General features: G+C 72.7%; 16 protein-coding genes. 5 read left to right on the plus strand and 11 right to left on the minus strand.

Annotation, left to right across the window (positions count from 1 at the left end; all coding sequences use genetic code 11):
- Positions 1-2 precede the first annotated feature (2 nt).
- Together ABZX85_RS03070 and fdxA are read right to left on the minus strand one after the other, a co-directional pair.
- Positions 3-1,100, minus strand: coding sequence for a bifunctional succinyldiaminopimelate transaminase/glutamate-prephenate aminotransferase (locus ABZX85_RS03070; protein WP_355862016.1), 1,098 nt, complete (start codon positions 1,098-1,100; stop codon positions 3-5).
- Positions 1,101-1,183: 83 nt separating this feature from the next.
- Positions 1,184-1,501 (minus strand): ferredoxin, encoded by a 318-nt coding sequence (gene fdxA, locus ABZX85_RS03075; RefSeq protein WP_355862018.1) that lies wholly within the window; start codon positions 1,499-1,501, stop codon positions 1,184-1,186.
- Between the two features lie 141 nt (positions 1,502-1,642).
- Here fdxA and ABZX85_RS03080 point away from each other — a divergent pair, with 141 nt between their 5' ends.
- The gene (locus ABZX85_RS03080; protein WP_355862329.1) at positions 1,643-2,638 is read left to right on the plus strand and encodes a GNAT family N-acetyltransferase; all 996 of its coding nucleotides are present in this window, start codon (positions 1,643-1,645) and stop codon (positions 2,636-2,638) included.
- Positions 2,635-3,438: a transglutaminase-like domain-containing protein gene (locus ABZX85_RS03085; protein WP_355862019.1), complete on the plus strand. Its 804-nt coding sequence runs from the start codon at positions 2,635-2,637 to the stop codon at positions 3,436-3,438. The genes ABZX85_RS03080 and ABZX85_RS03085 overlap by 4 nt, the downstream gene beginning before the upstream one ends.
- 109 nt (positions 3,439-3,547) lie before the next feature.
- Here the strand turns inward: ABZX85_RS03085 and ABZX85_RS03090 are convergent, their stop codons facing one another.
- Positions 3,548-4,453, minus strand: a complete 906-nt coding sequence (locus tag ABZX85_RS03090; RefSeq protein ID WP_355862330.1) for a LysR family transcriptional regulator — start codon at positions 4,451-4,453, stop codon at positions 3,548-3,550.
- 83 nt (positions 4,454-4,536) lie between these two features.
- On the opposite strand from ABZX85_RS03090, the gene ABZX85_RS03095 reads away from it, so the two are divergent.
- Positions 4,537-5,763 carry a M20/M25/M40 family metallo-hydrolase gene (locus ABZX85_RS03095; RefSeq protein WP_355862021.1) on the plus strand — a complete coding sequence of 409 codons (1,227 nt, stop codon included), beginning with the start codon at positions 4,537-4,539 and terminating at the stop codon, positions 5,761-5,763.
- Between the two features lie 81 nt (positions 5,764-5,844).
- Positions 5,845-6,345: a hypothetical protein gene (locus tag ABZX85_RS03100; protein WP_355862023.1), complete on the plus strand. Its 501-nt coding sequence runs from the start codon at positions 5,845-5,847 to the stop codon at positions 6,343-6,345.
- 30 nt (positions 6,346-6,375) lie between these two features.
- Here the strand turns inward: ABZX85_RS03100 and ABZX85_RS03105 are convergent, their stop codons facing one another.
- From ABZX85_RS03105 to ABZX85_RS03140, 8 genes are all read right to left on the minus strand, one after another.
- Positions 6,376-6,993: a response regulator transcription factor gene (locus ABZX85_RS03105; protein ID WP_355862025.1), complete on the minus strand. Its 618-nt coding sequence runs from the start codon at positions 6,991-6,993 to the stop codon at positions 6,376-6,378.
- Positions 6,990-8,132 (minus strand): sensor histidine kinase, encoded by a 1,143-nt coding sequence (locus ABZX85_RS03110; RefSeq protein ID WP_355862027.1) that lies wholly within the window; start codon positions 8,130-8,132, stop codon positions 6,990-6,992. The genes ABZX85_RS03105 and ABZX85_RS03110 overlap by 4 nt, the downstream gene beginning before the upstream one ends.
- Positions 8,129-8,869, minus strand: coding sequence for an ABC transporter permease (locus ABZX85_RS03115; protein WP_355862029.1), 741 nt, complete (start codon positions 8,867-8,869; stop codon positions 8,129-8,131). The genes ABZX85_RS03110 and ABZX85_RS03115 overlap by 4 nt, the downstream gene beginning before the upstream one ends.
- Positions 8,866-9,774, minus strand: a complete 909-nt coding sequence (locus ABZX85_RS03120; RefSeq protein ID WP_355862031.1) for an ABC transporter ATP-binding protein — start codon at positions 9,772-9,774, stop codon at positions 8,866-8,868. Before ABZX85_RS03120 ends, ABZX85_RS03115 begins: the two co-directional genes overlap by 4 nt.
- Positions 9,775-9,865: 91 nt before the next feature.
- Positions 9,866-11,956, minus strand: coding sequence for a hypothetical protein (locus ABZX85_RS03125; protein WP_355862033.1), 2,091 nt, complete (start codon positions 11,954-11,956; stop codon positions 9,866-9,868).
- Between the two features lie 155 nt (positions 11,957-12,111).
- The gene (locus ABZX85_RS03130) at positions 12,112-12,513 is read right to left on the minus strand and encodes a DUF6113 family protein (RefSeq protein WP_355862035.1); all 402 of its coding nucleotides are present in this window, start codon (positions 12,511-12,513) and stop codon (positions 12,112-12,114) included.
- Positions 12,513-13,427, minus strand: coding sequence for an N-acetyl-1-D-myo-inositol-2-amino-2-deoxy-alpha-D-glucopyranoside deacetylase (gene mshB / locus ABZX85_RS03135; protein WP_355862037.1), 915 nt, complete (start codon positions 13,425-13,427; stop codon positions 12,513-12,515). Before mshB ends, ABZX85_RS03130 begins: the two co-directional genes overlap by 1 nt.
- 116 nt (positions 13,428-13,543) lie before the next feature.
- A complete protein-coding gene (locus tag ABZX85_RS03140; protein ID WP_355862039.1) occupies positions 13,544-13,738 on the minus strand; it encodes a hypothetical protein in 195 nt (64 codons plus the stop codon).
- Positions 13,739-13,922: 184 nt separating this feature from the next.
- Between ABZX85_RS03140 and ABZX85_RS03145 the strand changes: the two genes are divergently transcribed.
- Positions 13,923-16,061, plus strand: a complete 2,139-nt coding sequence (locus ABZX85_RS03145) for a prolyl oligopeptidase family serine peptidase (RefSeq protein WP_355862041.1) — start codon at positions 13,923-13,925, stop codon at positions 16,059-16,061.
- The last annotated feature ends 61 nt before the right edge of the window (positions 16,062-16,122 follow it).

Raw genomic sequence — 16,122 nt, forward strand, 5'->3', positions numbered from 1 at the left:
CGCTACGCCAGCCGTTCGACCGCCGCCCGGACGCGTTCGTCCGTCGCGGTCAGCGCGACCCTGACGAACCTCTCCCCCGCCTCCCCGTAGAAGTCGCCGGGCGCCACCAGAATGCCCAGTTCGGCGAGGTGCGCCACGGTGTCCCAGCAGGACTCGTCCCTCGTCGCCCACAGGTAGAGGCTCGCCTCGCTGTGCTCGATGCGGAAGCCGTGGGCCAGCAGGGCTTCGCGCAGGGCCGTTCGGCGGGCCGCGTAGCGTTCGCGCTGCTCGTGTACGTGCTTGTCGTCGCCCAGGGCCGCGACGACCGCCGCTTGGGTGGGGGCCGACGTCATCATGCCGCCGTGCTTGCGGATCTCCAGGAGGGGGCCCAGGACCCGCGGGTCGCCGGCGAGGAAGGCGGCGCGGTAGCCGGCCAGGTTGGAGCGCTTGGAGAGGGAGTGGACGGAGACGATGCCGTCGTAGGAGCCGCCGTTCACGTCGGGGTGCAGGACCGAGACGGGGTCGGCCTCCCAGCCCAGTTCCAGGTAGCACTCGTCCGAGAAGACCAGGACGCCGTGCTCGCGGGCCCAGGCGACCGTCCCCGCCAGCTCTTCCTTCGTGAGGACCCTGCCGGTGGGGTTGGAGGGGGAGTTGAGCCAGAGGAGCTTGAGGTTCGTGGGGTCGAGGGCCGTGGGGTCGTCGTAGACCACGTGGTCCGCGCGGGCCAGGCGGGCACCCACCTCGTAGGTCGGGTAGGCGAGGCGCGGGTAGGCCACCCGGTCGCCGGGGCCGAGGCCGAGGTGGGTGGGGAGCCAGGCGACGAGTTCCTTGGAGCCGACGATCGGCAGGACGTGGTGGTGGGTGACGTCGCGGGCGCCCAGGCGGTGGCCGAGCCAGGCCGTGATGGCGTCGCGCAGCGCGGGAGTGCCCCAGACCGTGGGGTAGCCGGGCGAGTCGGCGGCGGCGATCAGGGCCTGCTGGACCAGGTCCGGGACCGGGTCGACCGGGGTGCCCACCGAGAGGTCGACGATGCCGTCGGGGTGCGCGGCGGCCGTCTGCTTGTACGGGGCCAGCTTGTCCCAGGGGAAGGTGGGCAGCAGACCGGAGAGTGGGGTGGTCACGGGGCGCTCGCTTTCTGGTACGGCAAACGCCTCGGCCCCTGTGGAGGGACCGAGGCGGCGGTGCATGGGCGCAGGCCCTGGGATCAGGTCTGCGGCGGCAGAGCGGCGACGAACGGGTGGTCCCGCTCGATCAGGCCCAGCTTGCTGGCGCCGCCCGGGGAGCCCAGCTCGTCGAAGAACTCGACGTTCGCCTTGTAGTAGTCCTTCCACTCCTCGGGAGTGTCGTCCTCGTAGAAGATCGCCTCGACCGGGCAGACCGGCTCACAGGCACCGCAGTCGACGCATTCGTCCGGGTGGATGTACAAGGACCGCTGGCCCTCGTAGATGCAGTCGACCGGGCATTCCTCGATGCACGCCTTGTCCTTCACGTCGACACAAGGCTGCGCGATGACGTAGGTCACGCTGTCGTTCCTCCTCGATAGGGCGCTGGCGGGCCTGCCTCAGGCTCCGCCGCCTGGCGCGCGGGAGCGCGGCGTCGTCGATGCCCGCCCCTAGTATCTCCGTTCTTGGGCATGATCCGAACAGGAGGGGTGGACGGACTCGTGGAAATCCGGGGCGCAGGACGGCTCGAAGTCCGCATTACCGCCGCTGACGTGGGCAAACGCGTCTCCGTACGACGGTTTTCCGCACCTGGCGTGACGGAGGGGAAATTCACCGACACGGTGGGTGTTCTCACATCATGGGACGACGATGTGGTCGTGATCACTCGGCGGGACGGGGAGGCCGTCCGGATTCCGGTGACGTCCCTCGCGGCCGGCAAGGTCGTCCCGCCCGCCCCCGCCCGCCGCCGCGGGCCCGCCACCTCGTACGAGGAACTCTCCCGGGTCGCTGCGCGCTCCTGGCTGCCGGTCGAGAGCGCCACGCTCGGAGGGTGGGAGCTGCGGGCCGCCGGGGGGTTCACCCGGCGGGCCAACTCGGTGCTGCCGCTGGGGGACCCGGGGATGCCGCTGGACGAGGCGCTGGCGGCCGTGCGCGCCTGGTACGGGGAGCGGGGGCTGCCCGCGTACGTCCAGGTCGGGGACGGGGAGGCGCTGTGCGGGGAGTTGGAGGCGCGGGGGTGGGTGCGGGAGGTGACGGCCCGGGTGATGGTCGGGGCGCCGGCGCGGGTCGCGGACCGGGAGGCGGGGGTGGGGGTGTCGCTGGCCCGGGAGGCGGACGCGGGGTGGCTCGGGCGGTATCAGCGCAAGGGGGTGGGTGAGGTGGCGCTGCGGGTGCTGGGGAGCGGGGCCTCGGTGTGGTTCGCGACGGTGCCCGGGGCCGACGGGAGCGGGGCCGAGGGGAGCGGGCCCGCCGCCATCGGGCGGTGCGTCGTCGACGGGCGGTGGGCCGGGTTCTCGGCCGTGGAGGTGGACCCGGGGCGGCGGCGGGAGGGGCTGGCGACGGAGGTGATGGCCGCGCTCGCCCGGCAGGCGCTGACGGAGGGGGCCTCGGCGGCGTGGCTCCAGGTGGAGGCCGACAACGAGGGCGCTCTCGCGCTGTACGACCGGCTCGGGTTCACCGTCCATCACTCCTACCACCACTACCGGGGGCCGGCGTGAGCGAGGCGTACCCGGCCGGTGAGGTGCGCCGGCTCTTCGCGGAGGAGGCGCGGGCCGAGCGGCCCGACCTCGCGACGCTGTGCTTCCTGATCGGCGCGGAGGCGGACCCGTCCCTCGGACCGGCCGACCTGGACGCCCTCCAGATCGAACTCGACCGGCTCGCCGGGGAGTTGCCCTACCGTCCCGGCGGGGCCCGCGAGTGGGCCGAGGCCGTGCGCGAACTCCTCGGCGTGCGGTACGGGTTCGGGGGCGACGCCGCCGACTACCAGCGCCTCGACTCCTCCCTGCTGCCTCAGGTCCTGGAGCGGCGGCGGGGGTTGCCGATCCTGCTGTCCGTCGTCTGGATCGAGGTCGCCCGGCGGGCGGGGGCTCCGGTGTACGGGATCGCCGCGCCCGGCCATTTCGTCGTGGGGTTCGGGAGCCGGGCCGAGCGGGTCGTCGCCGATCCCTTCGACGGGGGCCGGGTCGTCGAGGGCGGGCCCCGGTCGGCCGCGCAGGAGGTGGGCGCCGCCGATCCGCTGGCCGTCGTGGCACGCGTCCTCAACAACATCCGGGCCTGGGCGGCGGGCCGACTGGACCGCAGCGGGGCCGCGTTGTGGGCGGTGGAGCTGGGGTTGCTGCTGCCTTCGCATCCGGCGCAACTGCGGTACGAGCGGGGGCGGTTGCTGGTCCAGCGGGGGGATTATCTGGGCGGGGCGGCCGAGTTGGAGGGGTACGCGGAGGTCGTGGAGTCGGTGGACGAGGGGGCGGCGGAGAAGGTGCGGGGGGAGGCGTTGGGGGCTCGGGCGTTGTTGAACTGAGGGGGTGGGGTGGGGGGTTGAGGGGTTGTCGAACCGAGAGGACGGGATGTGAGGTTGAGGGGCTGCTGAACTGAGGCGACGGGATGGGGAGTTGTCGCCCAGAGCCCCCTCACGCGCCTCGCGCCGGCCGCCCCAGGTCCGTCTCCCTCAGCAGCTCCCCCAGCTTCAGCGCCGCGGGCAGCGGTGTCGCCGGTAGGGCCACGTGGACCGTCCGGCGCAGGGTGCGGTCCGTGAGGGGGCGCAAGAGGAGTTCGGCGGGGACCGCCCGGGCCGCGAGGGACGGGACCAGGGCGACGCCGAGGCCGGCGGCGACGTAGCCGAACTTGCCGGTCCACTCCGCGATGCGGATCACCTTCCGGGGGCTGAACCCGGCCCGCGCGCAGGCGTCCGCGAGCATCGTGGGGCGGTCGCCGTACGCGCTCTGGACCCATGCCTCGTCGCGGAGTTCACGCAGGTCGACGGTGGGCTCGGGGGCGAGGCGGTGGTCCGGCGGGAGGGCGACGAGGAGTTGGTCGTCGAACAGGGGGGTCGTCGTGACGCCGTCCGCCGAGGGCAGACCGTACGGGTAGTCGCTGACGACGGCGAGGTCGAGCGTGCCGTCCGCGAGGCTCCGCACGAGCGTGCCGGTCGGGCCCTCGACCGCGACGAACTCCACGTCGGGGCGGGCCAGTTGGAGGGCCCGCAGCGCCGACGGGAGCAGGGAGATGTTGGCGGTGGCGAACGCGCCGACGTGCAGCAGGCCGCCCTGTCCCGCGTTCAGCACGGCCAACTCCCGTTCCGCGCGGGCGAGTCGGCCGAGGACCTCGACGGCGTGCCGGTGCAGGGAGCGGCCGGCCGGGGTGAGCCGTACGCCTCTCGGGAGCCGTTCGAAGAGCGGGCCGCCCGCCTGTCGTTCCAGCGTGGCGATCCGCCGGGAGACGGCGGACTGCGTGTAGTCGAGCCGGGCCGCCGCCCCGGTGAACGAGCCGGTCTCGGCGACGGCGACCAGCAGCCTCAGCGCGTCGGTCTCGAACACGGCCGTATCCATTCCTCGGGCTCATCGGTGCCATGCAATGTAGTCGCTGGTGGAATGCCTCGGGCGGTTCTAGCGTCGTCGGTATGCCGCCCAACTCCCTTGGGGGAACCGTGCTGTTGCCTTCGATGCTCGCCGATCTGCGGGACCTCGTGCGCTGCGAGTCCTTCTCCACCGACCATGCCGCCGTGGCCCGCAGCGCGGAGGTGGTCGGCGCGTTGGGGGCACGGCTGCTGGGGTGCGCGCCCGAGGTCGTCGTGGTCGGTGGGGTGAGTCATCTGCGGTGGCGGTTCGGGAAGCCTCGCGTGCTTGTTCTCGGGCATCACGACACGGTGTGGCCGGCCGGGTCGCTGCGGACGCGGCCCTGGTCGGTGGCCGGCGGGGTCGCCCGGGGGCCCGGGGTGCTCGACATGAAGGCCTGGCTGGTCCAGATGTTCCACGCGCTGGCCTCTCTGCCGTCCCTGGACGGGGTGTGCGTGCTGGTCAACGGGGACGAGGAGGTCGGTTCGCCCACCTCCCGGGGGCTGATCGAGGAGGCTGCGCGGGGGGCCATCGCCGCGTTCGTGCTGGAGGCGGCGGGGGACGGGGGTGCGCTGAAGGTCGCCCGGAAGGGGGCGGTGCGGTACGAGATCGTCGTGCGGGGGCGGGCGGCGCATGCGGGGCTTGAGCCGGGGAGGGGGGTGAACGCGGCGGTCGAGGCGGCGCATCAGGTGCTGGCTGTCTCGGAGTTGGGGGGTGGCGAGGTGGGGGTTGAGGGAGCCGCAGGGGATGCCTCGGCGGGCGGTACGACCGTGACGCCGACCCTCCTGTCGTGCGGTACCTCCCGCAACACCGTCCCCGCGCTGGCCCGGATCTCCGTGGACGTCCGGGTGCCGACCGCCGCCGAACAGGACCGTGTCGACAGGCACTTGCGCGGGCTCACCGCCCGCACGCCCGGCGCCCGCCTCGAAGTGCTCGACCAGGGCGGGCGGCCCCCGATGCGAGCCTCCGCCGAACTCTTCGCGCTGGCCGCCCTCGCCGCCGCCGGCCTCGGCCAGGAGCCGCCGCCCGGCATCGCTGTCGGCGGTGTCTCCGACGCCAACTACACGGCCGCCGTGGGCTGTCCGACCCTGGACGGTCTCGGCGCGGTGGGAGGCGGGGCCCATTCTGACGACGAGTACGTCGAGGTGGCCTGGATGGTGCCGCGCGCCCGGCTGCTGGCGGAACTGGTGGCGCGGACACTGCGGGCACCGGGGGTTCGGCCGGCCCCTCGGCATCCGCGGGCTTCGGAATCACGACCGGGCTCACAGCACCGGCGGCCCCCAGAGCCGTAGCCCGGCCTCACCGCACCCGCCCTCGTGACCCACTCCAGGCACCGCGCCTCCCGCGCGCGGGCCGCTCCCCCGGAGGCACACATGCACGTACGACAGGACATCGACCGGCTCGGCCTCGGCAACCGGTGCGGGGACCACCCCGTGGCCGGGGTGACGGGCGCGGTCCTCCAGATGTTCCGGCGGCTCGGGGTGGGGCTCGCCGCGCTGGTCGTCGTCATGCTGTTCGTCAACAGGCCGGAGAACGCGCTGACCAAGGGGGCGATCACGGTGGGTGCGGTGCTCGGCGTGTACGTCCTGCGGCTGGCATGGCGTCGGCTGTCGGCCCGGTTCGGGCTCAGCCGGTGCTACCTGTACACCGGCGGCCTCGTCGTCACCGGTCTGCTCGGCGGCATACGAGGGGCGGTGCCCTGGAGCGACGTGACCTCACTGAACCGTTCGGCCGGGATGGTCGCCGTAGGAACGTTCAACCGCTTCGTGATCTCCCGCACCCGCGCCACTCCCCTGACATTCCTGTCCCTGGGCCTGAACCCGGCACTGGCCACGGAGTTGACGGACCGCGCCGCCCGCAACGGCATCATTTGACCGACAACTCCCACCCCACGACCTCAGCCCCTACAACCACCCCTTCTCCCGAGCGATCCGCACCGCCTCTCCCCGATTCCGCGCCGTCAGCTTCTGGATCGCCGTGGAGAGATAGTTCCGCACGGTCCCCTGCGACAACCCCAACCCCGCCGCCAGTTCCGCGTTGGTCGAGCCGTCGGACGCGGCCCGCAGCACCTCGCGTTCGCGGTCGGTGAGGGGGTTGGCGCCGTCGGCGAGGGCGGCTGCCGCGAGGGTGGGGTCGATGACGCGTTCGCCGGTGAGGACCTTGCGGATGGCCTGGGCGAGCTGCGCGGCGGGCGCGTCCTTGACGAGGAAGGCGTCGGCGCCGGCCTCCATGGCGCTGCGGAGGTAGCCGGGGCGGCCGAAGGTCGTGAGGATGACCAGCTTCAACGCCGGGAACTCCGCGTGGAGTTGGGCCGCCGCCTCGATGCCCGTCGCGCCCGGCATCTCGATGTCGAGGAGGGCGACGTCGAGACCGGGGTGGGCGCGGGCCGCCGTCAGCACCTCGTCGCCCCGCGCCGCCTGCGCGATCACCTCGATGTCGTCCTCCAGACCGAGGAGCGCGGCGAGGGCCTCGCGGACCATCGACTGGTCCTCGGCGAGGAGAACCTTGATCGTTCGGCTCATGAGGCGGAGCCTACGGGAACGCGGGCGACGAGCCGGAAGCCGTGTTTCGTGCCGGTCGCCTCCAGAGTCCCGCCCGCTTTCTCCAGGCGTTCGGCCAGCCCCGTCAGCCCGTTCCCGGGAGCCTCGCCCGCGCCGCCGGACCCGTTGTCCTCGACGCAGAGTTCGAGCACCGGCCCGTCGAGGGTCTGCCGCCGGACCAGCTCGACAACACACCGGCTCGCCCCACTGTGCCGGACGACATTGGTGACCGCCTCGCGCAGCGCCCACGCGAGGGCCGACTCGCTCTCCTCGGGCACCCCGTCGAGCGGGACGTCCTCCGGAAACCGCGCCGTCACCCCCGCCGCCGTCAACGCGACCTGCGTACCCGCGAGTTCGGCGGCCAGCCGGGGTCTGCGGTAGCCGGTGACGGCCTCGCGGACGTCGACGAGGGCCTGCCGGCTGACCCGCTCGATGTCGGCGACCTGCTGGGCCGCCTTCTCGGGCTGCCCGGGCAGCATCCGCCCGGCCAGCTCGCTCTTGAGGGTGATCAGGGAGAGGGAGTGGCCCAGCAGGTCGTGCAGATCGCGGGCGAGCCGCAACCGCTCCTCGTTCGCGGCGAGTTGGGCCACGGTCGCCCGCGCCTGGCGCAGTTCGACGGTCGTCCGGATCAATTGCCGTACGCCGGTCATCGAGAACCCGCCGAGCAGGGCCGGGAAGAGCAGCCCGGCGAGGTAGGCGTGCCCGCCGGGGAGCATGAGGGCGACGCCGGTCAGGAGCGCGGAGGCCGCCGGGATCGTCCAGCGGGCCAGCCGGAAGGGGAGCGCGGCGCCGGAGGAGATCGAGACGTACACGAACAGGACGAGCCACTCCCGGCCCAGCGTGAGCGCGAGGACCGCCGACTGGGCGGCCAGGACCGCCAGCGAGCCGAGGACCAGCGCGTTGGTCTCGCCCCGGCCGGTGCGGAAGATCAGGGCGAAGTACCAGGAGACGAAGGCGAGCAGGCCGATCGCGCCGAGGACCCGGACGCCGGGGCTGTGGCCGCCGTGCAGGAGGTCGCTGATCGGCGCGCTCAGGTAGGCGAGCCAGATGCCCATCCAGAGGAGCTTGACGGCCTTCTGTCGCCTGGTCTGCGGGCGCTGCCCGATGCCGACGCTGCTCACGCCTTCAGCGTGTCCTTCCGGTACAGCCAGGCCGCGCCGCCCGTGAAGAGGGCGAAGAAGACGGCGAGGGTGACGACGTCCGACATGTGCGGTGCCTCGCTCTGCTCGATGGCGCGGCCGAGGGCGGCGTACGCGTGCGTGGGGACCCACTTCGCGATGTCCTGGAGCCAGCCGGGGAACGTCGTCGTCGGCATCCACAGGCCGCCCAGGATGGAGAGGCCGAAGTAGGTGATCATCGTGATCGGGCGGACCGCGTCCCCGGTGGCGAGATAGCCGAGGGCGACGCCGAGCGCGGCGAAGACGAGGCTGCCCGCCCAGATCGCGGCGGTGAGGACGATCCACTGCCAGGCGTCCAGCCGGACGTCCTTCACGAGGGCCGCGACGGCGAAGACGACGACGATCGACGGCAGGCTCACCACCGCCGCGCTGGCGGTCTTCGCGAGGACGTAGCCCCGGCCGGGGAGCGTGGTCAGCCTCAGCTGTCTCGTCCAGCCGCTCTCCCGTTCCTTCGCGATGCGCTCGCTGTTGCCCATGAGGGCGGCGGTGAGGGCGCCGAAGGAGGCCATGGAGACCATCATGTAGGTCGGGAGGGTGAGGCCCGTTCCGTCGACCTTGTCCTTGGTGTTCGCGCTGCCCGCGATCAGGAGGAACAGGGCGGCCGGGTAGATCACCGAGAAGAACAGGAACTTGCGGTTGCGCAGGGCTCGGGAGAGTTCGAGCCGGATGAGGCTGTTCATGCCTGCTTCGCCTCCTCGGCGGTGGTGATCGCCACGAACGCCTGCTCCAGGCCGAGGCCGGTGACTTCGAGGTTCCTGGGGTAGAGGCCGGTGCCGTACAGGGCGTGGACGGTCGCGTCGGCGTCGGTGGACTGGATGCGGACCGTGCGGCCCGAGACGTCCAGCGAGGTGAGGAAGGGCAGGTCGCGCAGGGTGGGCGGGATCTCGCCCTCCAGGTCGAAGGAGATCCGGCGCGCTCCCGCCTTGGCCTTGATCTCGGCGGCGGTGCCGTCGGCGAGGAGGCGGCCCCGGTGCAGGACGAGGACGCGGTCGGCGATCGCGTCCGCCTCCTCCAGGTAGTGGGTGGCGAAGAGGACCGTACGGCCCTGGTCGGCCTGTTCGCGCATGGTCGCCCAGAAGCCCTGGCGGGTCGTGACGTCCATCCCGGTCGTCGGTTCGTCCAGGACGATCAGGTCGCTGTCGCCGGCCGTGGCGAAGGCGAAGCGGACGCGCTGGGCCTGGCCGCCGGAGAGCTTGTTCACCTTGCGGTCGGCGATGGGGGTGATGCCCGCGCGGGCCATCACGTCCGACGGGCGGTAGGGCCTCGGATGCAGGTCGCAGGCGAGGCGGACGAGCTCGGCGACCGTCACCTCGTCCATCAGGCCGCCGCTCTGGAGCATCGCGCCGACCTTGCCAGCGACGATCGCCTCCCGCGGCGTCCCCCCGAACAGGCGCACGCTGCCCGTGTCCGGGGTCTTGAGACCGAGGAGCAGGTCCAGCGTCGTGGACTTCCCGGCGCCGTTCGGCCCGAGCAGCGCCACGGTCTCCCCCGGGCGCAGGGTCAGCGTCAGCGCGTCCACGGCGCGGACCTCGCCGTACGCCTTGCCGACCTGGTCGAACGCGACCACCGCAGCTGTCGTTGTCATACGTCCATGGTCACGTCCAGGCCCTGGTCACGCACAGTGCCGAACGTACGGAATGCCGCATGACTTCTGTCATGCGGCATCCCGTGACAGATCAACTGGGGTTGGTCTCGATCTCCACGGTGCGCTCCGCCGTCGTCTTGCCGACGAGGGCCTTGCGCAGGGCGTTGACCACGTCCTGCGGGAGGATGTCGCGCGTACCGGTGGCGGTCTTGATCTTGACCCCGTCGAAGGTCTGGCCGTACGTCTCCTTGAGGACTTCGAGGTTGTACGTGTCCACGAGCTTGCCGTCGACGGCCTTGAAACTGATGATCTTCGGCAGGGACTTCGCGCCGAACGGGAGGCTCTGTCCGCCGGGCGCCGAGATCGTGACCTTCTCGGACATCGCCGGTTCGGCGAACTCCTTCATCATCCGGTCGACCTCCGCGTTCGAGATCGTCGGCTGCTTGGTCGTCGTCGGCACGGAGACGGCCGCCGCCGCGCCCGTCTCTACCTGCTTGCGGTACGCCTCCTCGACGGCGGGGAGGGCCTTGGCGGTGTCGATGCCCGCGCCGGGCTTGCCGTAGACGGCGACGGCCTTGCCGTCCTCGAACTTGATCGTGCCGTCGGAGGACGAGGCACCGCCGGCGGCGCTCTCCAGGGCCGCCTGGAGCTTCTCCTCGTCGACGGGCATCTCGGGTTCGACGACCCGCTGCTGGCCGAAGAGGGCGCCGACCACGGAGACCGGGTTGTAGTCGCTCTTGGCGACGGAGTCCACGGTGGCCGGGATGTCGAACTGGAGTCCGGCCTGGTCGGGCTGGAGCGTGACCTGCTTGCCGCCGACGGTCAGCTTGAGCTTGGTGTTCAGCGCGCGCGTGCCGAACGCGTCGTCCAGCTTCTTGACGGCCTGGTCGCGCGTGGAGCCGCCGATGTCGATGCCGAGGACGGTGGTGCCCTTGGGGACGTCGGAGTGGTTCATCAGCAGGCCGGCGCCGTAGACGCCCGCGCCCGCGACGACGACGAGGCCGGCGAGGAGGGGCAGCTTGCTGCGGCGCTTCTTCTGCTTCTTGCCCTTCGCGGGAGCCGTCTGCTTCGGCGGAGCGCTCTGGCCGGCCGGCGGGACGGCGGGGATGCCGCTGGTGAGCGTCTGACCGGCGGGGTTCTCGGGGCCCGCGCCCGCCGGGCGGAAACCGCCGGGGCCGGGCTTCGGGGCGAGCTTCTGCGGCGTCAGGATCGCGGTGTCGTCGCTGAGTCCGCCGCCGGGCAGCCGTCCGGTGCCGTTCTGGCTCAGGCCGTTGGTGAGGCCGGGGCCGCCCGGTCCGGGGGCCGTGCCGGGGGCGCCGAGGCCCGCCTTGGGGACGCCGCCGGTCGCGGGGCCCGTGGTGGGGCCGCTCGGACGGCCGGGGACGCCCTGCGCCGGGTCGGGGTAACCGGCGTTCGGCGCGGCGAAGTTGTGCTGGTCGGAGAAGTCGTGCTGGGCCGTCGTACTGCTCTCGGGCTCGGAGAAGTACGGCAGTTCGTCGCGGGTCGGCTCCGGGGCGGCGGGGCGTGTGGTGGCCGCGAGGACCTCGGTCACGTCGAAGGAGCCGGTGCCGCCGCCGTGTCCGGGGGCGACGGGGCCGCCGGTCGCGCCGCCGGGCAGGCCCGCGCCGTTGGTGCCGCCGGGCGGACGCTTGCCCGGGGCGGCCATCGAACCGACCACGCCGCCGGGGCGGGAGCCGCCTATGGCACCCCCCGCCGGTCGTGCGCCGGCCGTACCGGGAGCCGTACCCGGGGCGGACGGCTGTCCGCCGTTCGTACCGGACGAAGCGCCGGGCAGGCCCGCGCCGTTGGTCTTCGGACCGCCCCCTCTGCGGGGCGCGAACCAGTCGTTCTTCTCGGCGGCGGGCTCGGCGGCGGGCACCTCGGGGGCCGGCGCGGGCGCGGCGGACTGCGGCTCGGCGGCCGTGTCGTCGCCCTCGCCCTCGCCGACGGGCTTGCGCACGACGACCGGGGGGATGGGCCGGGACCCGGGGATGTTGATACGAATCCGGGTCGTCACCGTGGTCTCGGTCTTGCGTTCCTCCGGCTGGGCGGCCGAACGGCCCGCGTCCGCACCGCCGTCGGACACCATCGGTGTCCCGTAGGGCGGGGTGCCCGACGGGTACGCGGCTCCCCCGCGCCCGTTGGTGGGCCCGGAGGACGGAGTGTCAGTTTCACGACTCAAGGCAGGCTTCTCCAGGTTGGCTCCGCCGCCCGCCACGACCTCACGGGCAGCTCGGCGGCGCGCACCACCATACTGGCCACTTCTGCCCCCCATCCCACGAGCGCCGGGGAAACCCACACGGGATACGCACGCTCACGCCACGGCGAAGTGGTACGTCACTTCCCAAGTCGGGCGTCGGCGCCGATCGGTTGCCTCCCGACGCCAAGGGTGGCGCAGATCACAGCCGTTGCCATGCCGCCGAGCAGGAACAGGTACGAGCCGCCGCCCGCCGCGAACAGGAAGTCGCCCTCGGGCCGGCCGGCGGTCAACAGCACGACGGCGACCATCCACCCGACGGCGGGTGCGACGGCCCCCGCGCGCGTGCCGACGGCCCGCGAGCCGCCCAGGAAGAGGCCGACGGCACCGGCGAGCGCGAGCAGGAGTCCGCCGGGGAACCAGCCCGCCTGGACGAGCGATCCGGCGACTCCGGTGGCCGCGCCGAGCAGCAGGAGGCCGGCGTAGGCCGCCACACGGGCCGCGGAGGGGGGTTTGAGGGGCTGGGAGAGGTCGAGGGACATCAGTCGGCCTCCAGTCCCGCGAAGAGGTCGTACTCGCGCCCCTGGACGCCGTCACGGCCCTCGCCGTGCCCGCCGGTCCCCCCGCCCGCACCGCTTTCTCCGCTTTCTCCGCGCGCCAGTTGGTAGTACTCCGTCGTGAACAGCGGCTGGGCGAGGTAGTTCGAGAGGATGAAGTAGCGGTTCCCGGGGGCCACTTCGAGCTGTGTCGCGTGCGCGCGCATGGCGGTCGCCTTTGCGTCCGCGTACGGTCCGCCGTCGATCACCGTGGTGATCAGCCCGTCGTCGACGACACCCGGGACGTCGCCGATCTCGCCCGCCTTGTCGAACGGCAGCCCCGGGAGGTCCTGTTCCAGCCGCGCGAAGGCGTCCTCGGCGACCGCGCGCGGGACGCGGTTCCAGTAGACCTTCGGGACGGGTACGCCCTCGGCGTCGGCGAGTTCGGCCGCGCGCATGCTGACGCGGTGGGCCTGGATGTGGTCGGGATGGCCGTAGCCGCCGTTCTCGTCGTACGTGACGAGGACCTGGGGCCGTACCTCGCGGATGACGTCGAGGAGCTGCCGTGCGGCCGTGTCGACGTCCGCCCGCCAGAAGCAGCCCGGGTCGTCGTTGTCGGCGGTGCCCATCATCCCGGAGTCGCCGTAGCGCCCGGCGCCGCCGAGCAGCCGGACGTCGTCCACCCCGAGGGTGCGCATGGCCTCGGCCAGCTCCTCGCGGCGGTGCGCGCCGAGGGCGGGGCCGGACAGGTGCGCGAGCTCCGGGGGGATGACCTCGCCGCGCTCCCCGAGCGTGCAGGTGACCAGGGTCACCCGCACACCGTCGGCCGCGTACCTGGCCATGGTCGCGCCGTTGTTGATCGACTCGTCGTCCGGGTGCGCGTGCACCAGGAGGAGCCGCCGGGAGGGGAGATCCGTCATGGGGCCAGCCTACAAAGCGCTCCCGGCGAACCAGGACTGATCGGCCCCGACGGGGGAAGGCGGACATGGATGAGCGGCCCCGGACATGGCTGGACCGGAGCCTGGGTGGAAGGACGTCAGAACTTGATGCTGCCGATCATGCTCGCCACGCTCGTCGTCAGATCGCTGATCGTCGGGGCGATGGTGGAGGACGCCAGGTAGAAGCCGAGCAGGACACAGACGACGGCATGGCCGCCTTTCAGACCCGACTTCTTGATCAGCAAGAAGACGACGATCGCCAGCAGCACCACCGCCGATATCGAGAGTGCCACGGCGGCTCACCTCCAAGGACCCGGGTACCAGGGGAACAGAGCGGGAGAACGTGTAAATCCATACAACAGCCAGCAGGTTCATACCCACACAGCGGTAGTGATCATAGCTACGGATATGCGCGCATCCTTCGGCGCACGGACGCGCAAGGGGGCGCGCGGCCAACATGCCTCGTAGGGTCGGGACATGACCATCGAGAACGGTTCTCCCGCCGGCTCCTTCCCCCGCCGACACGCCCGCACCCAGCGATTCACCCTCGGCGCGCCGCGTTCGTTCACCGTCGCGCCGGGCGGAGAGCGTGTCGCGTTCCTGCGCTCGCCCTCCGGCACGGACCGGGCGAACGCCCTGTGGGTCCTCGACCCGGCGGACGGCTCCGAGCGTCTCGCGGCCAATCCCGGCGCCCTCCTCGGGGGTGCCGGGGAGGATCTCCCGCCGGAGGAGCGGGCCCGCCGCGAGCGCTCCCGCGAGGGCGGCGCGGGCATCGTCGGATACGCCACCGACGCGGCCGTGGAGCTGGCCTCTTTCGCCTTGTCAGGGCGGCTTTTCACGGCCGAGCTGCGGGTCGGCACGGCACGTGAACTCCCGGTCCGGGGACCGGTGATCGACCCCCGCCCGGCACCCGACGGACGGCATGTCGCGTACGTCGCCGGGGGTGCTCTGCGGGTCGTCGGCGCGGAGGGGGAGGGCGACCGGGCGCTCGCCGAACCCGAATCGGCGTCCATTACTTACGGATTGGCCGAATTCATCGCGGCCGAGGAGATGGACCGGCACCGGGGTTTCTGGTGGTCACCGGAGTCGGACCGGCTGCTCGTCGCCCAGGTGGACGACACGCCGGTGAAGCGGTGGTGGATCTCCGACCCGGCCCGTCCGGAACGTGAGCCACAGCACATTCCGTACGCCCAGGCGGGCACCGAGAACGCGATCGTACGCCTGTTCGCGCTGGGTCTCGACGGGTCCCGCACGGAGGTCGTCTGGGACCGTGCGCGCTTCCCGTACCTGGCGCGTGTGCACTGGTCAGCGGCGGGTGCGCCGCTGCTTCTCGTACAGGCGCGCGACCAGCGCAGCCAGCTGTACCTGGCGGTGGACACCGCCTCCGGGACGACCCGGATGGTGCACGCGGACGAAGATCGGATTTGGCTGGATCTTTTCCCCGGCGTGCCCTGCTGGAGCCCTTCCGGACAGCTCGTACGGATCGCCGACGAGGGCGGCGCGCGGGTTCTCGCGGTCGGGGAACGTCCGCTGACGACGGCCCAGTTGCATGTGCGAGCGGTGCTGGACGTCTCCGGTGACGACGTCCTGGTGTCGGCCTCCGCCGGGGAGGAGGCGGCCGATCCCGAGACCGGCGAGGTGCACGTCTACCGCGTCAACGAGCTGGGCGTGGAGCGGCTCTCCGAGGGGCCCGGCGTCCACTCGGCGGTGCGCTCCGGGGACGTCACCGTCCTCGTGTCGGCGACCCTGGACCGCCCCGGGTCGCTCGCCCGGGTCCTGCGGGAGGGGAAGCGGGTCGCGACCGTCGCCTCGTACGCCGAAGATCCCGGTCTGTCCCCGCGCGTCCAGCTCACCCAGGGGGGCGCACGCCGGATTCCGTGCGCCGTGCTCATGCCCCGGGACTACGACGGTGGCACTCCCCTGCCGGTCCTCCTCGACCCCTACGGCGGGCCGCACGGGCAGCGGGTCGTCTCCGCGCACAACGCCCACCTCACCTCGCAGTGGTTCGCCGACCAGGGGTTCGCGGTGGTCGTCGCCGACGGGCGCGGGACGCCGGGCCGGTCGCCGGCCTGGGAGAAGTCGGTGCGCGACGAACTCGCCGCCGTCGTCCTGGAGGACCAGGTCGACGCGCTCCAGGCGCTCGCCGCCGACTTCCCCCTCGACCTCACGCGGGTCGCGATCCGGGGCTGGTCCTTCGGCGGCTACCTCGCCGCCCTCGCGGTCCTGCGCCGCCCCGACGTCTTCCACGCGGCCGTCGTCGGCGCCCCCGTCACGGACCTGCGCCTGTACGACACCCACTACCAGGAGCGCTACCTCGGCCACCCCGCCGAACAGCCCGACGTCTACCGCCGCAACTCCCTCGTGGACGACGCGGGGCTGGTCGACGCGGCGGACACCCACCGCCCGATGATGATCATCCACGGCCTCGCGGACGACAACGTCGTGGTCGCCCACTCCCTGCGCCTGTCCTCGGCCCTCCTCGCCGCCGGCCGCCCGCACGAGGTGCTGCCGCTGTCGGGCGTGACACACATGACACCGCAGGAGGAGGTCGCGGAGAACCTGCTGCGACTCCAGCTGGACTTCCTGCGACGGTCGCTGGGGTTGTCCCAGGGCTGAGGCGGGTACGGCAACGGGCCGGAGCGACATGGCGCGCTCCGGCCCGTTTACGGCACCCGCA

The organism is Streptomyces sp. NPDC004539 (genome assembly GCF_040610055.1).
In the GTDB taxonomy this organism is placed as follows: domain Bacteria; phylum Actinomycetota; class Actinomycetes; order Streptomycetales; family Streptomycetaceae; genus Streptomyces.